Origin of the sequence: Dyadobacter jejuensis (genome assembly GCF_003149085.1) — a bacterium.
Taxonomy (GTDB): Bacteria; Bacteroidota; Bacteroidia; order Cytophagales; family Spirosomataceae; genus Dyadobacter; species Dyadobacter jejuensis.
Genome location: NZ_QGDT01000006.1, coordinates 16,098 through 32,879, shown reverse-complemented (window position 1 = coordinate 32,879; position 16,782 = coordinate 16,098). Strand labels below are relative to the sequence as shown.

At 46.6% G+C, this 16,782-nt stretch carries 14 protein-coding genes; 7 read left to right on the top strand and 7 right to left on the bottom strand.

Annotated features, from left to right (window positions below):
- Window positions 1–172: 172 nt before the first annotated feature.
- Window positions 173–2,818, top strand: coding sequence for a TonB-dependent receptor (locus CLV98_RS12750; protein WP_109674726.1), 2,646 nt, complete (start codon window positions 173–175; stop codon window positions 2,816–2,818).
- Between the two features lie 165 nt (window positions 2,819–2,983).
- On the opposite strand, the gene hemC is transcribed toward CLV98_RS12750, so the two are convergent.
- From hemC to CLV98_RS12715, 7 genes are all read right to left on the bottom strand, one after another.
- Window positions 2,984–3,910, bottom strand: coding sequence for a hydroxymethylbilane synthase (hemC, locus tag CLV98_RS12745; protein WP_109674725.1), 927 nt, complete (start codon window positions 3,908–3,910; stop codon window positions 2,984–2,986).
- Window positions 3,911–3,922: 12 nt separating this feature from the next.
- Complete coding sequence (gene rimK, locus CLV98_RS12740; RefSeq protein WP_109674724.1) at window positions 3,923–4,825, bottom strand: 30S ribosomal protein S6--L-glutamate ligase; 903 nt, start codon at window positions 4,823–4,825, stop codon at window positions 3,923–3,925.
- A 9-nt stretch (window positions 4,826–4,834) separates the two neighbouring features.
- Window positions 4,835–5,344, bottom strand: coding sequence for an ATP-dependent zinc protease family protein (locus CLV98_RS12735; RefSeq protein WP_109674723.1), 510 nt, complete (start codon window positions 5,342–5,344; stop codon window positions 4,835–4,837).
- Window positions 5,341–6,459 carry a DNA polymerase III subunit gene (locus CLV98_RS12730; RefSeq protein WP_109674722.1) on the bottom strand — a complete coding sequence of 373 codons (1,119 nt, stop codon included), beginning with the start codon at window positions 6,457–6,459 and terminating at the stop codon, window positions 5,341–5,343. The genes CLV98_RS12735 and CLV98_RS12730 overlap by 4 nt, the downstream gene beginning before the upstream one ends.
- A 15-nt stretch (window positions 6,460–6,474) precedes the next feature.
- Window positions 6,475–7,680 carry a putative sugar nucleotidyl transferase gene (locus CLV98_RS12725; RefSeq protein WP_109674721.1) on the bottom strand — a complete coding sequence of 402 codons (1,206 nt, stop codon included), beginning with the start codon at window positions 7,678–7,680 and terminating at the stop codon, window positions 6,475–6,477.
- A 126-nt stretch (window positions 7,681–7,806) separates the two neighbouring features.
- Complete coding sequence (locus CLV98_RS12720; protein WP_109674720.1) at window positions 7,807–8,049, bottom strand: type B 50S ribosomal protein L31; 243 nt, start codon at window positions 8,047–8,049, stop codon at window positions 7,807–7,809.
- Window positions 8,050–8,168: 119 nt separating this feature from the next.
- On the bottom strand, window positions 8,169–9,059 hold the full coding sequence (locus CLV98_RS12715) for a sugar phosphate isomerase/epimerase family protein (protein ID WP_109674719.1): 891 nt from the start codon (window positions 9,057–9,059) through the stop codon (window positions 8,169–8,171).
- Between the two features lie 461 nt (window positions 9,060–9,520).
- On the opposite strand from CLV98_RS12715, the gene CLV98_RS12710 reads away from it, so the two are divergent.
- The 6 genes from CLV98_RS12710 (at window position 9,521) to CLV98_RS12685 (ending at window position 16,768) form a co-directional block, all read left to right on the top strand.
- Complete coding sequence (locus CLV98_RS12710) at window positions 9,521–11,965, top strand: ribonucleoside-diphosphate reductase subunit alpha (protein ID WP_109674718.1); 2,445 nt, start codon at window positions 9,521–9,523, stop codon at window positions 11,963–11,965.
- A 386-nt stretch (window positions 11,966–12,351) separates the two neighbouring features.
- Window positions 12,352–12,750 carry a thiol-disulfide oxidoreductase DCC family protein gene (locus CLV98_RS12705; RefSeq protein WP_158281252.1) on the top strand — a complete coding sequence of 133 codons (399 nt, stop codon included), beginning with the start codon at window positions 12,352–12,354 and terminating at the stop codon, window positions 12,748–12,750.
- Window positions 12,751–12,903: 153 nt separating this feature from the next.
- The gene (locus tag CLV98_RS12700; RefSeq protein ID WP_229203354.1) at window positions 12,904–13,443 is read left to right on the top strand and encodes a thermonuclease family protein; all 540 of its coding nucleotides are present in this window, start codon (window positions 12,904–12,906) and stop codon (window positions 13,441–13,443) included.
- 13 nt (window positions 13,444–13,456) lie between these two features.
- A complete protein-coding gene (locus CLV98_RS12695) occupies window positions 13,457–14,035 on the top strand; it encodes a hypothetical protein (protein WP_109674716.1) in 579 nt (192 codons plus the stop codon).
- A gap of 96 nt (window positions 14,036–14,131) precedes the next feature.
- The gene (locus CLV98_RS12690) at window positions 14,132–15,316 is read left to right on the top strand and encodes a hypothetical protein (protein WP_109674715.1); all 1,185 of its coding nucleotides are present in this window, start codon (window positions 14,132–14,134) and stop codon (window positions 15,314–15,316) included.
- A 57-nt stretch (window positions 15,317–15,373) separates the two neighbouring features.
- Window positions 15,374–16,768, top strand: a complete 1,395-nt coding sequence (locus tag CLV98_RS12685; protein WP_109674714.1) for a hypothetical protein — start codon at window positions 15,374–15,376, stop codon at window positions 16,766–16,768.
- Window positions 16,769–16,782: the final 14 nt, after the last annotated feature.

Genomic DNA, 16,782 nt, shown 5'->3' with positions numbered 1-16,782 from the left:
TATACCTTGTTCTGGTCTATCTCTTAGCATGGCTGATAGATGTCATTTAGGTTTCGTCGGTTCAAACGCCAAATTGATCTATTCTGTGGGTAGCTATATCTATTTAGCAAAAAATTACGCCAGTAATCTATTTACTTTGAAATTGTAATTATGTCCTTTATCTAAAGCCATTATGAAAAAATCAAAACTATTAGCCGCCATCATTACACTCACATTGATATGCTTTAACGCATGGTCGCAACCCCCAGGAGGTGGAGGAAGAGGAGGCAGTGGAGGTGGAGGCAACGACAGCCGCTTGAGGAATCGGGAAACGGTAATCCCGGGAACGACAGAAGATAGCCCAAAGGGTAACGGGAAAATAAAAGGAGTACTAAAGGATTCCGTGAGTAATAATCCTGTAGAATTTGCAGCTTTATCCTTAATCGACCTAAAGTCCAACCGCCCTATAGATGGTACTACCACCGATGAAAAAGGGGAGTTTACTATGACCAAGGTTGCAAGTGGGGATTTTAAAATTCTTATTTCTTTTATCGGCTATAAAAATAAGACGATTAACAAGGTTCATATCGACAAAAAGACCGATTTGGATCTAGGTACTATCCTGATGGCCCCCGACGTGGTTCAGCTCAATGAGGTTGAGGTAGTGGGTATGGCCCAAATGATCGAAGAAAAAGTAGATCGATTGGTTTATAACGCCGAAAAAGATATTACCAGCAAGGGCGGAGATGCCAGCGATGTCATGAAAAAAGTGCCGATGCTTACGGTAGACTTGGACGGGAATGTGTCTCTTCGCGGGAATTCTAACGTTAGGGTCCTGATCAACAATAAGCCCTCTACCATTATCGCCACCAGTGTATCCGATGCCTTGAAGCAAATTCCGGCCGATATGATTAAGTCGGTAGAAGTGATCACTTCTCCATCGGCGCGTTATGACGCTGAAGGATCCGCGGGGATCATCAATATCGTTACTAAGAAAAGTAGAATTCAAGGCGGTACCCTCGACTTTAATACCGGGGTAGGAAACCGTGGGACGAATGTAGGCCTTCGCGGCAACTACCGTTCAGGAAATATGGGCTTTAGCCTTGGAGGCTTTGGGAGGTTTATGTACAATATGCCTGGCAAATCCGAAAATGTGCAGACCGGTAAAGAATCTGACTTTACTATCTCTCAGATGAGCGATACCAAAAACAAAATTACTTTTGGATCGTATAACTTGGGTTGGGATTACGACCTAGACGCTAAGACAACCTTGTCGGCCAATGTACGGTACGGGGTTCGTAACTTCAATAATACCCAAGATCTGACAACCTTGACGCGAATAGGTACCACCACTACCACCGACTATCGCGATGTGAATGTGATAGATGAGTCGGGGACTTGGGATATTAACCTAGACTATTACAAGACCCTGTCTAAGCCACAGCAAGAGTTTAGCATATCGGGTCAGTTTAGCCGGAACAATAGGACCAACGATTATGATGCAGACCTGTATAGCCTCAACAACTCCCAGCTTAAAGAATTTCTAGGTGCTCAGGGTAATAATAACGCCAGCTTTAACCAAGAAAGCACCCTTCAAGTAGACTACCAAACGCCTATTAAGGATAATCAAATGATAGAAGTAGGTGGTAAGGGAATCTTCCGCCAGGTAGTGAGTGATTATGATTATTATAATACCATCGGTACGGCAGAGTCACCGAGTAGCCTAAATTACGACCAGAATGTAGCGGCGGGGTATTTGTCCTATACCCTGACGACCAAGAGCAAGTTCTCTTTAAAAGCGGGAGCGCGTTATGAATATACGGGCATCAATGCTACTCAGGGTGAAATTGGTAAACTAGACATTCCGGCCTATGCCAACCTAGTTCCTAGTATCAATATCTCTCAAACGGTAGGGAAGGGACAGACCATCAAGTTGGGCTATAACCGTCGTTTGCAACGTCCCGGTATTCAATTCTTGAACCCGAACGTAAATACCTCCAATCCTAACAATATAAGCTTTGGTAATCCTGAGCTTGATCCTGAGTTGACCGATCAGGTGGAATTGAGCACCAGTTTCTTTAAAAACTCCTTGTACGTCAATGTGTCAACCTTCGCTAGGTTTACCAACAATTCTATTGAGAAAATCCGTACGACGAGTGACGAAGGGGTGGTTACCACAACTTATGGCAATATTGGTAATAAGAAAAACTATGGTGTCAATATCTTTGGTAACATCACCTTTTTCAAGCGACTGCAGATCAGCGGGGGCTTTGATACCTACTATTCCGACTTGTCTAATAATAGCCCCGATCCGGCGCTTGCATCTAGCAACTCAGGTTTCGTAACCAGCGGCCGGTTGCGGGCCAGTGTATCGCTCAACAAAGGCTGGGGAATCCAGGCTGGGGCCTTTAGCCGCGGAAGAGACGTACAGCTTCAGGGATATGAAACTGGATTTAGAATGTACGACTTAGGAGTTAAGAAGGACTTTGCTAACAAGCGTGGAAGTATCGGTCTGGCCATGGAGAATTTCCTGGCGCCTAGCTTCAATATGAAGACGAGCATAGAGTCGAGTACCTTTACCCAGGTGAATAACAACTTTTTGTATAACCGAGGTATTCGCGTGAACTTCTCGTATCGTTTAGGTAAAATGAATTTTGTGGAGCAAAAAACGCGTCGGAAAAAATCGATTAATAACGACGATCAGAAGAGTGAAGGTGGAAGTATGAGTGCCGGCAATACGGAGTCTACCCCCACACCTAGTACTACCACTAGAAGCAAAGTAGCCACTACTTCCGATACCAAAACGGACAAAACTCCAGCGACTACCAAAACCAATTGAGTCGTAGTCATTTGAACTAAAAAAGCCCTAGACTGTATAGCACGGTCTAGGGCTTTTTTTTATGAGGGTGGAGTCGTGGATTCTTATCCGCTGCTGGAGGTAGGTTATGGCTGAGCAGGCCTTTATGCAATAGGCCTAGCATCGTGCAAGCAGGGGGTAAGGTGTTTATAGCTGGCCTTTGATCTCCTTCAATATGGCCTCAGCCCCGGCCTCCAGCAATTCCTCGGCCATGGCCAAGCCCAAGGCCTCTGGGGCATCCATAGGGCCTTGGCGCTCTATTCTGATAGACTTCCTGCCCGACAAATTGATGATGCCGGCACGGAAATGAATCTGGTTTCCGGATAGGGTTGCCAAGCCAAATACCGGAATGCTACAACCTCCCTCCAGTTTTTTGAGGAAGGCACGTTCGGTTTTTAGGCAGGTCTCGGTAGCGGGGTCATTGAGTGCTTCTTTGATCTTGGTTTTTCTTTCTTTTTCGAGGGCTACGGCACATTCTATAGCGATGGTTCCCTGGCCTACGGCTGGTGTGAAGGTGTCCAAGCTCAATACCTGTGCAATCTGATCATCGTATTCCATCCGATGTACCCCGGCATAGGCCAGTAGTAAAGCATCGCATTGGCCATCCTGCATTTTTTTGATTCTCGTTTGCAGGTTGCCACGCATATCTACGGTTTTTATATGCGGGTATAGGCTCTTTAACGTGGCGATCCGCCTGGTGGAGGAGGTTCCTATCACGAAGGGCACTCCCGATTCGAGACTGAGCGCTTTATTGCTGCTTAGTAATACGTCGTTGGTCTTTTCGCGAGGGGTAAAAGCAATGAGTTCGAAAGCCTCGTCTAGTGACGACTGCATGTCTTTGGCGCTATGCACGGCCAAGTCGATGTCCCCGTTGCCTAGCTTCACCTCTAGCTCTTCGGTAAATACCCCCTTACTGCCTATTTTGGACAGGGATCGATCCAGTATTTGATCACCTTTGGTATCGATAATCACAATTTCAGATTCCATACCATGGGCTTGTAGCCGATCCTGAACATAGTATGCCTGCCACAAGGCTAGTTTGCTCCCTCTCGTTCCTATTCTTATTTGCTTCATAAATATCGTTACTTACACCCCAACCGTATCGCCTTCGTCGGTTATGATTTTATCTTCTATATACTGCACGATTAAAGAGGCTACATCGATATTCGATATCCCCTCTATTCCTTTTAGGCCAGGAGAGGAGTTGACCTCCATCACCAGGGGTCCCCTTGCCGACTGCAGCAAGTCGACACCGGCTATTTTAATACCCAAGGCCCTGGCTGCCGATACGGCCGCCTCCTCTTCCTCGGGGCTCAGTGTAATGGCTAAGCCTTCGCCACCTCTGTGCAAGTTGGAACGGAAATCGCCTTCGTGTCCTTGCCGCTTCATGGCCGCCACTACCCGGTTGCCTATGACTAGTGCCCGGATGTCGGCTCCTTTCGACTCGGCAATAAATTCCTGGATCAAAAAGTTAGCCTTTAAGCCATAGAATGCCTCAATAGTGGACTTGGCTGCTTTGGTACTTTCTGCCAAAACCACCCCAACACCTTGGGTGCCTTCTAGGAGCTTGATAATCACCGGGGGGCCTCCCACCTGTTTGATAAGCTCGTTAACTTGCGAAGGATTTTTAGCAAATACCGTCTTGGGTACGTCGATTCCGGCCTTTGCCAGTACCTGCATGCTCCGTAGCTTATCTCTGGACCGTAAGATGGCCTGAGACTTGACGGTCGAAAAGACTTTCATTAGTTCAAATTGTCGTACGACCGCGCACCCGAAGGCATTTACGGAAGTCCCGATTCGAGGAATGATAGCGTCGAGGTGTTCCACCGGCTCGCCTTTGTAGATGATGGTAGGGTTGCCCCCTTCTATCATCACAAAGCACTTAAGGTGGTCTATCACTACGGCTTCATGCCCTCTTTGTTTTATTGCCTCTACCAATCTCCTCGTTGAGTAAAGTTCTGGGTTGGTAGATAATACGGCGATTTTCATCTTTTTAGTCTATTTTAAGGATGGCGGCAAAGATTCACTTGGCTTGTCGTGGAGCGTTTGCTGCTCAGGATTTTGATTGATTACTTTTTTCTTGACCGACAGATCCTTCTGGGCGACATCGATTATAAATCGACCTTTCAATAATTTCCGACCCAAAAGTATAGGATAGCGCATCTTTTTACGGTTGGCCAAAGAAAATTCTGTTCTGATCTTTCGGCCAAACAGCTCGATCACCGTTTTGATAACATAACGTTTTTCTGCAAGGCCCGAAGAGTTCTTGACGACGGTCTCCTTGAAATTGCTCGTTGTAAAGCAATGCTCCGGTGCTCCCCGTTTTGAGTCTAGCTTCACTTTTAACACGGGAGTCTCCCCCTCTTGTATCAGTTTGACACTCGAGCAATGGATAGAAGAGCTGGTAGCGCCAGAGTCGATCCGCGCCGAAGCATAGTACCATCCTAGCTCAGGAAGGTCTACATAGTCGGTAGCACCTATAACTTCTAATGGATTAGCAGGTTTCATTTCGTTTTGAAATAGGGGGCAACGGTCAGGGAAAGGTCCAAAAATACCATTTTAGCCCTTACGTTGCGTTCAATATGCAAATATGCCTTATTTATTTCATCTATCATTTTTCCGAGCCCATCAAATGAAACGGCTTTGGAGAAGTTTTTTACAAAAGTGAGTTCCTTTTCTGGCACACGTAATAGTTCCCCGGCCCCTTGGGCCCATAGCAACATATCGCGGTAGAGGCGCAAAGCATATTCTAGCATGGCTTTTTGTTGCTCTTTGTTCATCGTATCGAACTGGTCGGCTCGTTTTACCAAATCCTCTAGGTCGTAGCGGTAACAGGCCCTCATCCAGTCGGCAAACCAATTGCTGGTGTCGTCTTGCTGTTCGTTTACCTGCTTAATGGCCTGCGAAAGATTGCCATCGCTAAGGAAGGTGATCTGATGGGCCAAGTTTTTGGCCACTCCACGCCCTTCTAGGTAGCCTTCTATCTCGCTATCGGCAAAGGCAGGAATGTAGATGCGCTGAGTACGGGAGATAATCGTGGTTATCAGGCGATCGGATTGGTCGCTAATGAGTATAAAAAGGGTTTTTGCAGGAGGCTCTTCCAGAATTTTTAGCAAAGCATTGGCCGAGGAGGCATTCATAATATCGGCCTTCCATATCAAGAGTATCTTGTACTCCCCTTCATAGGATTTGACAGAAAGTTTACGGAGCACGCCTCGGGCCTCTTCTACCGATATATTGCCCTGCTTATTGTCTGCACCAATATGATCGAGCCATTCGGGGAGGGTCCGGTAGGGGTTCTCACTCAAAAACGACCGCCATAAGGGCAAAAACGATTCACTGTTATTACCCGAGCTTTTTTTTGCGCCAGCCACTGGGAATATAAAATGGAAGTCGGGATGGATGAGTTTACTCATCTTGATACAGGATGCGCATACCCCACAGGCATCTTCCGAAGTCCTATTCTCACAATTGATATAAGTGGCAAATGCCAGTCCCATGGCCAGCCCAGCGCCTCCAACGGTACTGTCGAACAGCAGGGCATGAGCCAAATGGCTGGTTTCTACCGACCTTTTAAGCGTTTTTTTAATGTTTTCAAGTCCTGGGATCTCTTTAAATAACACTGGGAGTCTTGGTTACTAGGTGTTCACTGATTGGGTACTCTGCTGCTGGGAAAGGGCAAAGATACGGGTTAATATTTGTTCCTCCTCGTCTCCAAAACTAACCTGACGTCGGCTACAGGTATCGATAGCCACGGCTAGGGCCTTGGGAAGCCGGTAGGGGGTAAAGCCTTCGGCCCCACCACCCCAGCTAAAAGAGGGGATGTGCTTGGGTTGAAACCCCGCACCATAGACATTGACATTGACGCCTACCACGGTTCCGGTATTGAACATGGTAGATATGCCCGACTTCGAATAGTCGCCCATGATAAGCCCACAGTTGACGATGCCGGTATCTTCCAGTGCCATGGTTCTGTAGCTATAGAGCTTTACAGGGCTATGGTCATTTTTTAAATTTGAATTATTGGTATTCGCTCCTAGGTTACACCATTCGCCCAAAACAGAATTGCCCAAATAGCCGTCGTGCCCCTTGTTGCTATAACCAATAATAACCGAATTGCTGACCTCTCCGCCCACTTTAGAATAGGGGCCTATACTGGTGTTCGGTCTTATTTTGGTGCCTTGAGCAAGGCTGCTGCCTTTGCCTATGGCAAATGGCCCTTGTATGGTCGATCCCTCCTGAATCAGCGCATCCTTGCCGATGTATATAGGTCCAGTTTCGGCATTCAATATTACGGCTTTAATTACGGCGCCCTCTTCAATAAAAATGTTTTCGGGGTTATAACAATGCGTAAAAGGGTCGGAAATGATGCTGCTCTTACGGCCTTCCGTTACTTTGCGAAAGTCCAGGGCGATTTGAGCCCCGTTTTGCAAAAAGACGTCCCATGGGTTACGTACTACCGTTACAGGTGCCTCAAAAACCACCGCATCCTGCCGGACTTCTAGGCGCTCATAGCCCTTGGCTGAGGCGGTTCTATAGGCTAGGAGGGTGCCATCGGCCGCTACCAGTTGTTGCTCCATTTTTAGGGCTCCAAGGGCCTGGGTTAGGGCATCGTCGGGACAGAGTGCCCCGTTGATTAGCAGTAGATCGTCGCTGTCAGCACTGGGATACTTGGTTTGTAGGTAGGCTTCTGTTAGGTAAAATACAGGCTTCTGAAGCCATAATTGCCACTTTTCGCTCAGGGTAAGGATCCCACAACGGAGTTGGGCGATGGGTCGGGTAAGTGTAAGAGGGCTTAATTGTAATCGAAGGATTGGGTCGTCGAATAAGATTAATGTTGGCATGTGTAGAAGTGAAAATGTATAGCCAAAGTTCGTTTATTTTTTTTACGACACAAATAAGAAGGCAGTCTCTTTTGGTGAACACCTGAGAGACTGCCTATATCTTCTAACAAAAAATAGAGGATTCTATTATTTGTTGTAACGTTTTCTGAATTTATCCACACGACCTGCTGTGTCTACCAGTACATTTTTACCAGTATAGAAAGGGTGTGATTTCGAAGAAACTTCGACCTTGTATACAGGGTAAGTTTTTCCATCTTCCCAGGCCAAGGTTTCGTCAGTCTCGATCGTAGAGCGAGTGATGAATTTAAAGTCGCTTGATAAGTCCCAGAAGATCACTTCTCTATAGTTGGGATGAATATCTTTTTTCATTGTTATATGGTATTTTGTGTTCTATACATTTCTCAAAAAGGAATGCAAAAGTAAAAATTAAAATTTGACTCCGCAAATATTACCTGCTTATATTTTAATAAATTGAGCGTCAGTTATTTTTATACTTCGTTTATCTGCTTTTGAAGCTCGGCAATTCCGGTTCTGATTTGGTTGGAAAAGTCGTCGTAATGGAAGCATTCTATCGAAAGCCCTCCTCGGTATCCTGTTTGCTTTAAGGCACTTAGATAGGGCCGGAAGTCGTCGCCCATTACACCGGGTGGGGTGCGTTCCGCTTTTTCGGCAATATGGCAATGTACAATATGTTTCCCATATTTAGTTATTTCGCTGGCGGGTTCGTCTTCCTTGAGCATATGATAGATATCGCAAAGAAGCTTGACCCTTGGGCTTTTTACGGCTTCCACTATTTCTACGCCTTCTGCGAGGCTGTTAATAAAATTGGTTTCACCTCGGTTGAGTGGTTCAATGGCGATGGTGATGCCGTATTTTTCGGCCATGGGGGCCATTTGGCGGCATAGAGCAATATGTTGGGCCTTGGCCTCGTGGCGGTTGAAGTCCTCGGGGATGTTCCGGGCCCCGCCACTCCCAAATACAATATAAGAAGATCCACATTCCTTGGCACGCCGAAGGGCTAGTTGGGTACGTGCCAGGGCCTCTTGGTGTTGGGCTTGGGGACCCACCGTTTTTATGGCCGAAGGTAAAAGCACAACATAGGACTTTATCGGGAATCCCTCCTGCTGGAGCACGTCCCGATTTTCATAGTATGGGGCCTCTGTTTCGGAGGGAAGTAGGAATCGGCCTACCGCCTCTTCGATATAGCCGAAGCCCAAGGATTGCAGATAGGCAGCATGCTGGTAGGCCGCAAACACCCCCAGGGTGATGGAAGGGCTAGATCCCCGCGCCCAAGCGGAAGAGCCTGCTAGGCTGGGGAGGGCAGCTAAGGTTGCCGCAGTAGCGATAAAGTCTCTTCTGGAAATAAGGGAGTTGTCCATAGATCGTTGGTTTTAGTGGAAATAACTGCGGTTTTGCCTGTTTTTGTTAGGTTAGCTCGATGTTATGTCAAATAAAATGTTGTATGTAGAATATTTTTAGTATAAAAAAGTTGTCAGAAAAAAATATTAAATAATTGTTTGTCAGTACTTAATGAATTTTCAATACAAAAAAAGTTTCCCATTTTGTAAGCTTTTTTTATTTTCTACTCATTTAAATAATTTTTTATTTTTTTTTTTCGAACGGCCGGTTTGCTTGGTGCCGGAGGTAACCCACTTGAAATAAGATTTTTAACAATTTGATAACGTAGGTTTTTCAATTTGTACCGATTTGCTGGTCTGTGGAACGATTGTTTTTTACCTTAATTTGATGTTATTTCAAATGTTTTTTAACGACTACGAGATACCTCCCCTAGGAATTTTTAAAATACTAACTTCTTATAAAACAATATATTAACATGTCAATGTACGTCATTAAGCGGGATGGCCGCCGGGAATCTGTCAAATTTGATAAGGTGACGGCTCGGATCGAAAAACTGAGCTATGGCCTAGACCCTCATTTCGTTCAACCTGTCGAAGTAGCCAAAAAGGTGGTTTCGGGGATATACGATGGTGTTACCACTGCTGAGCTGGATAATTTGGCGGCAGAAACGGCGGCTTCTATGACTACCAAGCATCCCGATTATGCGATATTGGCTGCTAGAATTGCGATTTCTAATTTACATAAAAACACCCTGAAATCCTTTTCTGCGACCATGAAAAGGCTCTATACTTATATAGACGAGAAAACCGGGGAGAATGCCTCTTTAATTTCTAAAGAAGTTTACGAGGTCATTCGTCAGAATGCATCCTTATTGGACTCTACCATCATTTATGATCGGGATTATGGATATGATTATTTTGGGTATAAAACTCTAGAAAAGTCTTATCTACTCAAAGTAGAGGGTCGCATTGTGGAGCGTCCACAACATATGCTCATGCGTGTAGCGGTGGGGATTCACCAAACCGATATTGCTGCGGCTATTGAGACTTACCACCTGCTATCGGAAAAATGGTTTACCCATGCTACTCCTACCTTGTTCAATGCGGGCACCCCGAAGCCTCAGATGTCGTCGTGCTTTTTGCTGACGATGAAAGAAGATAGTATCAGTGGTATCTACGATACGCTCAAAAACTGTGCGATGATCTCCCAGTCGGCGGGGGGCATAGGCCTGAGCATCCACGATGTACGGGCCACTGGGTCGTATATCAAGGGTACTAATGGCGTGTCGAATGGTATTGTCCCTATGCTAAGGGTCTTTAACGACACGGCCCGTTATGTGGATCAGGGAGGAGGCAAGCGCAAGGGCTCTTTCGCCATTTATATGGAACCCTGGCATGCCGATATTTTTGATTTCCTCGATCTCAAAAAGAATCATGGTAAGGAGGAACAGCGTGCACGCGATTTGTTCTATGCGCTCTGGATCCCCGATTTGTTTATGAAAAGAGTGGAAAGCAACGATACCTGGTCGCTTTTCGATCCCCACGAATGCCCTGGCCTATCCGATACGCACAGTGCCGAATTTGAGAAACTCTACCAGAAATACGAATTAGAAGGCAGGGCCCGAAAAACCATCAAAGCACAGGATCTGTGGTTTGCTATTATGGAGTCTCAAATAGAGACGGGGACGCCGTATATGCTGTATAAGGACCATGCCAATAGCAAGTCCAACCAAAAAAACTTGGGCACCATTAAGTCCTCGAACTTATGTACAGAAATTATTGAATACACGGCCCCCGACGAGGCCGCAGTATGTAACTTGGCTTCGATAGCCCTGCCCAAATTTGTAGAAGAGGGGCCTGATGGATATATGCACTTCGACCATCAGAAGTTGTACGAAATCACGAAGGTGATTACCAAAAACTTAAACCGAATCATCGATCTTAATTATTATCCTATCGTAGAGGCAGAGCGCAGCAACAAACGTCACCGTCCTATCGGGATAGGCGTACAAGGCTTGGCCGATTCGTTTTGTCTGTTGCGCATGCCCTTCGATTCCGAAGAGGCGCGCAAGCTGAACAAGGATATTTTTGAAACCATCTATTTTGGTGCCATGGAGGCCTCTATGGAGCTCGCCAAAGTGGAAGGTACCTACGAATCCTGGGAGGGAAGCCCCATTTCACAAGGGATATTCCAGTTCGATATGTGGGGTGTAAGCCCTGAGAATGGACGTTGGGATTGGGAAAAGCTCCGTAAGGAGGTCATACAGAATGGGGTGCGTAACTCCCTTTTGTTGGCGCCTATGCCTACCGCCTCTACCAGCCAAATACTTGGAAATAATGAGTGCTTCGAGCCATTTACTTCCAATATATATGTAAGAAGGGTGTTGTCAGGGGAGTTTGTGGTCGTGAATAAGTATTTACTTAAAGACTTGGTGAAATTGGGATTGTGGAATGAGGAGATGAAAAACAACCTAGTCCGCACTAGTGGGTCCGTGCAAGCGATACCTAATATTCCACAGCATATTAAAGACTTGTATAAAACCGCTTGGGAGATAAAGCAACGGAGCTTGTTGGATATGTCGGCCGATAGGGGGGCATTTATCTGCCAATCGCAGTCGCTGAATATCTTTATGGAAGAGGCCAATTTTGGAAAGCTAACTTCCATGCATTTCTATGCCTGGAAAAAAGGATTGAAAACAGGAATGTACTACCTCCGGACCCGGGCGGCGTCGGATCCGGTACAGTTTACAGTCAGCAAGCAAGGAGAGCGGCAAATAGAGCCCGCCACGGCGGCCATTGCCGAAAAGGAGCTCAACTATGCGCAATACGCCCAGGAGCATACCAAACCGGCTCCCGTGCGCGATCAAAGAGCCGACATGCAATGTTCGCTCGACGACCCCGAAGGTTGCGAAGCCTGTGGGTCCTAAGTTGCGATCCCTTAGAAACCTAAAAAAACTCCTCCAGAAGCATTTGGAGGAGTTTTTTTAGGTTTAAGATACTAGGCCTTCAGGCTAGCCAATAAGGGAGATTCTTTACTGAAAGCTGTGAGGCTTGAAGGCATGGATCACCCTGTGTTCAGAATTGTTTCAAGGAAGTTTCTGGACAATTTAACTAGTTGGTTATATGATGTTGTATAAATAAAGAATGGAATAATGCTGCAAGCGGTATAGAAATAGAAAAAGCTTGAGCATTTCAAAAGCCCAGTGGTTAGTAAATCAGTGATGTTATGAACAAAAGAGCCCTTCAAAATCGTTGCTCTTGCATAGAGCACCTTTGAAGCCTAAGGTAAAGGCCTGTCAGAAGTATGGTAATCATGAAACCACAGCATATAGTTTTTTACGATGGAGATTGTGCCCTGTGCAATCGCTTCGTGCTACAGTTATTGAAATGGGACCGAAGGGAGAAACTTTATTTTTGTTCCTTGCAGTCGGACTATGGCCAACAGACCTTACGCGAGCATGGGCGTTCCTTGAGCGACTTCGATACCTTTCTTTATCTGCATGAAGGTAGGCTTACCGAAAAATCGACGGGGGTGCTGGACCTCTTGTACGATTTGGGGGGGCGCTGGCGCTGGGTTTCAGGAATGCGTATTTTGCCGAAAGTCCTTCGAGATTTGGTGTATGACTGGGTAGCTCGCAACCGACATCACGTCATAGGGTCAAACAATAGTTGTAAGCTGCCAAAACCAGAATGGAAGAGGCGATTTATTTAAGAATTGGCTACCTCTTGGGAAAAGTGACAAAGGGCTAATTCGCAAATGCTGCTATAAAATGAAGGGAAATTCGGGTTGTGGTCTTACCTTCGTGGTCTCATTGGCCTATGAAGGCTTTTGACTCTTTATTACAAATTAACAGTTCTTAGTTACGTGCATTTTACTTTCTTTAAAACCCACCGATTTTTAGCAGTATTCGTATTTATCATTTTTGTAGGAGGCTCGAGCCCTGTAGTGGCTCAGGCGATACCCAAGACCGACAAGGTGCCCAACCCTTTAAAGGCCGAGGTGATTGCGATACAAGACGGAGACACCATCGAGCTTAAGTTGATATACACCGGAAAAGGGGCCGGACAGCGCACCGGAAAGCCTATCCGGATCCGATTTTTACATATCAACTGTCCAGAACGAGGCCGTCCGTACTATAACGTGGCCAAACAATTGGTAGCCGACCGTTGTTTTCGCCAAACGGTAGAAATACGTCATAAGGGGGAGTTTGACCGTTATGGTCGATTATTGGGAGAGGTAGTCTTGAAAAATGGCGAAGTGCTCAATAAGACGCTCGTTGAAAATGGTCTGGCCGTGCATTTCAAAAAGTATTCTTCCGATCAGGAATATGCCGCATTAGAGAAGAAGGCTCAACAGCAAAAAATTGGGATTTGGAATCCCTCGACAGTAAATTTGGGGAAATAATTAAGCCAGTATCATGGAACCGTCTATCAATCTATATCATATTTTGTACGAAAACGACACCCTCTTCCGCCTAGAGGATGGGAGTACTTCGTATAAAGTGGATCCAAAGGCGAGTTCAGCTCCGCAGCTACCCAAAGCCGAGGAGCCGAAGCCCAAAGCGGCTACGGCGGCTCAGCCTACCCCCGTAGCCCCGGCTATGGTTGCTGACCACCCATTCCCTACTCTAAAGCACCCGTTACTCGTACTTACCGATAGCTCCCTCCAAGAAGCTATTCCCCAAGAAGAAGCCACCTTACTCAATAACATCTTGAAGGCAGTAGGGCACTCGATGACCCAGGCCGATGTGATCAACTATAGCTATCTGCAAAGCAAAGATGCGAACGGTGCCTTGGCAGCTAAAAAAGTACAATATCTACTTAGTTTTGGGGTGCCCCTTATTCGCCTTCAGGTCGACCTGGTGCTGGTGCCCTATACCCCCAAATTCGTCGATGGAGTGTGGTTTTTGCTCGCTGAGCCCTTGGCTACCATTGCCAACGATGTAGAAAAAAAGAAAGCACTTTGGGAAGCGCTAAAACGAATATTCCTGAAGTAACTCCCTCACTGGGGTAGTTTTATTACCGACCATCACAATATTATGGCTTCTTAACTTGTTTTGAAGGATAATAGTACCTCAACTCATGAAATTCCTATGGCAACCATAAAAAACAGACTATTAAACTGGCTTCGATCGGGGGATTCCGAGGAGGAGTACTATACGCCCAAAGCCTTGCCCAAGGTACCCTCGGAAGAGGTTGCCGCAACGGAGGTTGCCCCAACGGGAGTTGCCCCAACGGAGGTTGCCCCAACGGTAGTTGCCGAACCGGCTCCGACTTTAGCTGGAAATGAAGAGGTAGAACCCGGAGCCTTCGATAGGTCGGTATTGAAAGGGGAGCAAGGGTGGTCCCACGACATCGCTCCACCGCCCCTTTGGCTGAGAGACGAGGACATCCTTCGCGACGAAGGGGTGTTATTTGGGTTATCAGAGTCGGATCCTACCGAAAAAACGGATATTATCCATCAATATTTCTCCCAACTGTCGGCCGGTTTTGGTGCCGACATTGAGCGGAAAAATGAGGAGATTCAAGAGTATAATTTATTTATAGGGCAAAAGACACAGCGGGTTTCTGAGCTTACTAGAAGTATGCAGGAACGATCTACTATTCCGGCAGACCACCACCATTTCCTGCCACGGACCATTATAGGGCTTGTGCTGAGTTTGGTAGTCTGCGTGAGTAACTTTTTTCTAATCGAAGAAACGCTCCTGCCCGATTACCCGCATACCCCATGGGTGGCTTTGGGGGTGTTTTGTGCGGGGATGTTCAACTTATTTGGGCATATTTCATTTTTTCACCAAGGCGACGCTAGAGCCAATTGGCGTACCGTCTTGGAAGAGACCGGCCTGCCTGTAGCTGCGGCGTTGTTCGTCCTGGTGCATGCGTGGCAGCATCAAACCCCTTGGCATGCCTTAGGCGTATTTGTATTCGTACTGTTCCTATTTTTGTTTTCGGGCAAATTGCTGTTGAGTAACGTCACCGTCCTAAGGAAAGACCTTCAGTCGTGGCTAAGCCTACGTCGGCGGCAGCGGCTGGCCGAAGAGGAACTTGCGGCTTGGGGAACCGAGCTGAGGGAATTGGAGGGGGAGATAAGTGAAATTCGGGTGCAAAAATGGCAGGCCGTTAGAGAACAAGCTACCGCCGAGACCGAGCGCGAAAAGATTATTGCGAAAAGAAATATGCTGATCAAGATATTTGAAAGCGAATATCATTTGGCAAGAAGCATGAAGGAGCGCTTGACGGGTAAGGAACTGAAATATATTAGTGATCAAGGGAAGTAGCCTGACGATAGGCACCACGACATTTCTGTATCAGCATCAATTTTAAATTTCTTAGCAATGGAACCATATACAGGGCAACATTCCGACGAGTATCAGCACGGTTATACCAATGGCCTAGAAGGACTCGATAGGCAAAGTTATGAGGCCTATCTGAAAAGTAAGGCCGATTACGACTGGCTGACTGGACGAATATCCGAAAAAAAGGAGAGGCTCAAAGAGATTCAAGAGCGTATGGGAGCCAATACCCATAAACAAAAAAGTGCCTTCGATAGGCTGCAAGTGGAGCAAACCGCCCTACAGACCCACAAAACCCTGTTAAACGAAGTGGAGCAGGAATTGGTGGAAGGGCAGCAGGAAAAGGAGCTTTTGCAGGAAAAAAGAGCCAATAAAGCCCCGTATTATTCCTTATTAGCGGGGTTGATCTTCCTTTTTGCTGGAGTGGCATTTATTGCTGGCGACCTGATCATCTCCCACGAGATCGTGGCCTATGCCCTCAATATCCGGAATTCCAACGAAGCCTGGGCCTTTGCCATTGGCCTTGCCATGTTGTCGGTTCTGTTAAAACCTGCCTACGATCGGTTGATAGAGGGGCCTTATCATGCTTCCGATGCGGAACCGGCCAAGAAGCGATATGCACGGTTCAAGTTAATTCTTTCCCTCTTTGCTATAGCCACGCTGACAGTCTTGGGATGGTTTAGGTATGAAGCCTACCGTACCGACATGATGAAGTCGGCGATCAATAAGTCGGTAAAAAACCTGCAGCTCAATGCGGTAGACCCACTGACTGGGCTACCTATCGATAGCCCAGAGTTGACCAATAAAATTGAACAGGCTTTACGAGAATCGGACCAGCTGAATCTGAACCTAGTCAACAGCCCCTGGGCCTTACTTTCTTTTGTGCTTAGTGGGGTGATGTTTGCCATCGCTGGGGCCGTGTCGCTAGGAATGGCGCTTCCTGTTTTGCAGGCCTTTTGGCTGCGTTGGCTACAGATAGATCCCCGACTATGGCGCTTGAAAAGACGAAGGAAGAAGCTTTTAAAAATGGCGGCTCCCTTACGGGTAGCCATAGGTAGGCATACTTCGGAGAAGAATATCTGCGAAAATGAGCTTAAAATGTTAGAGCCACTTTGGGATATCCGTACCGAGGAAATAGACCTTAAGAAAGAATTGGAACATCTGGAATCGGAACAACGGATAGCCTTAAGCGATAGCCAAAACAATAGCTATGCCGATGGCTATGCTAGAGGACAGGTAGCCAAGGACGTGATGACCGAGGAGGAGTACAGGCTCTGGCGAAGTCAGCACCTGTCCACGAGCAACCTCGCCATAAGGGCTAAGACCAACGCCGAAAGAGGGCAAGCTATGGCAAAGAACCCTCCCTTGCGCCCCCATCAAGCGATAAGAAAGGTCATTTCCGACCGATTCGACTCGGGGAGCGAAACAGGGGAATGAGCATTACAATAACA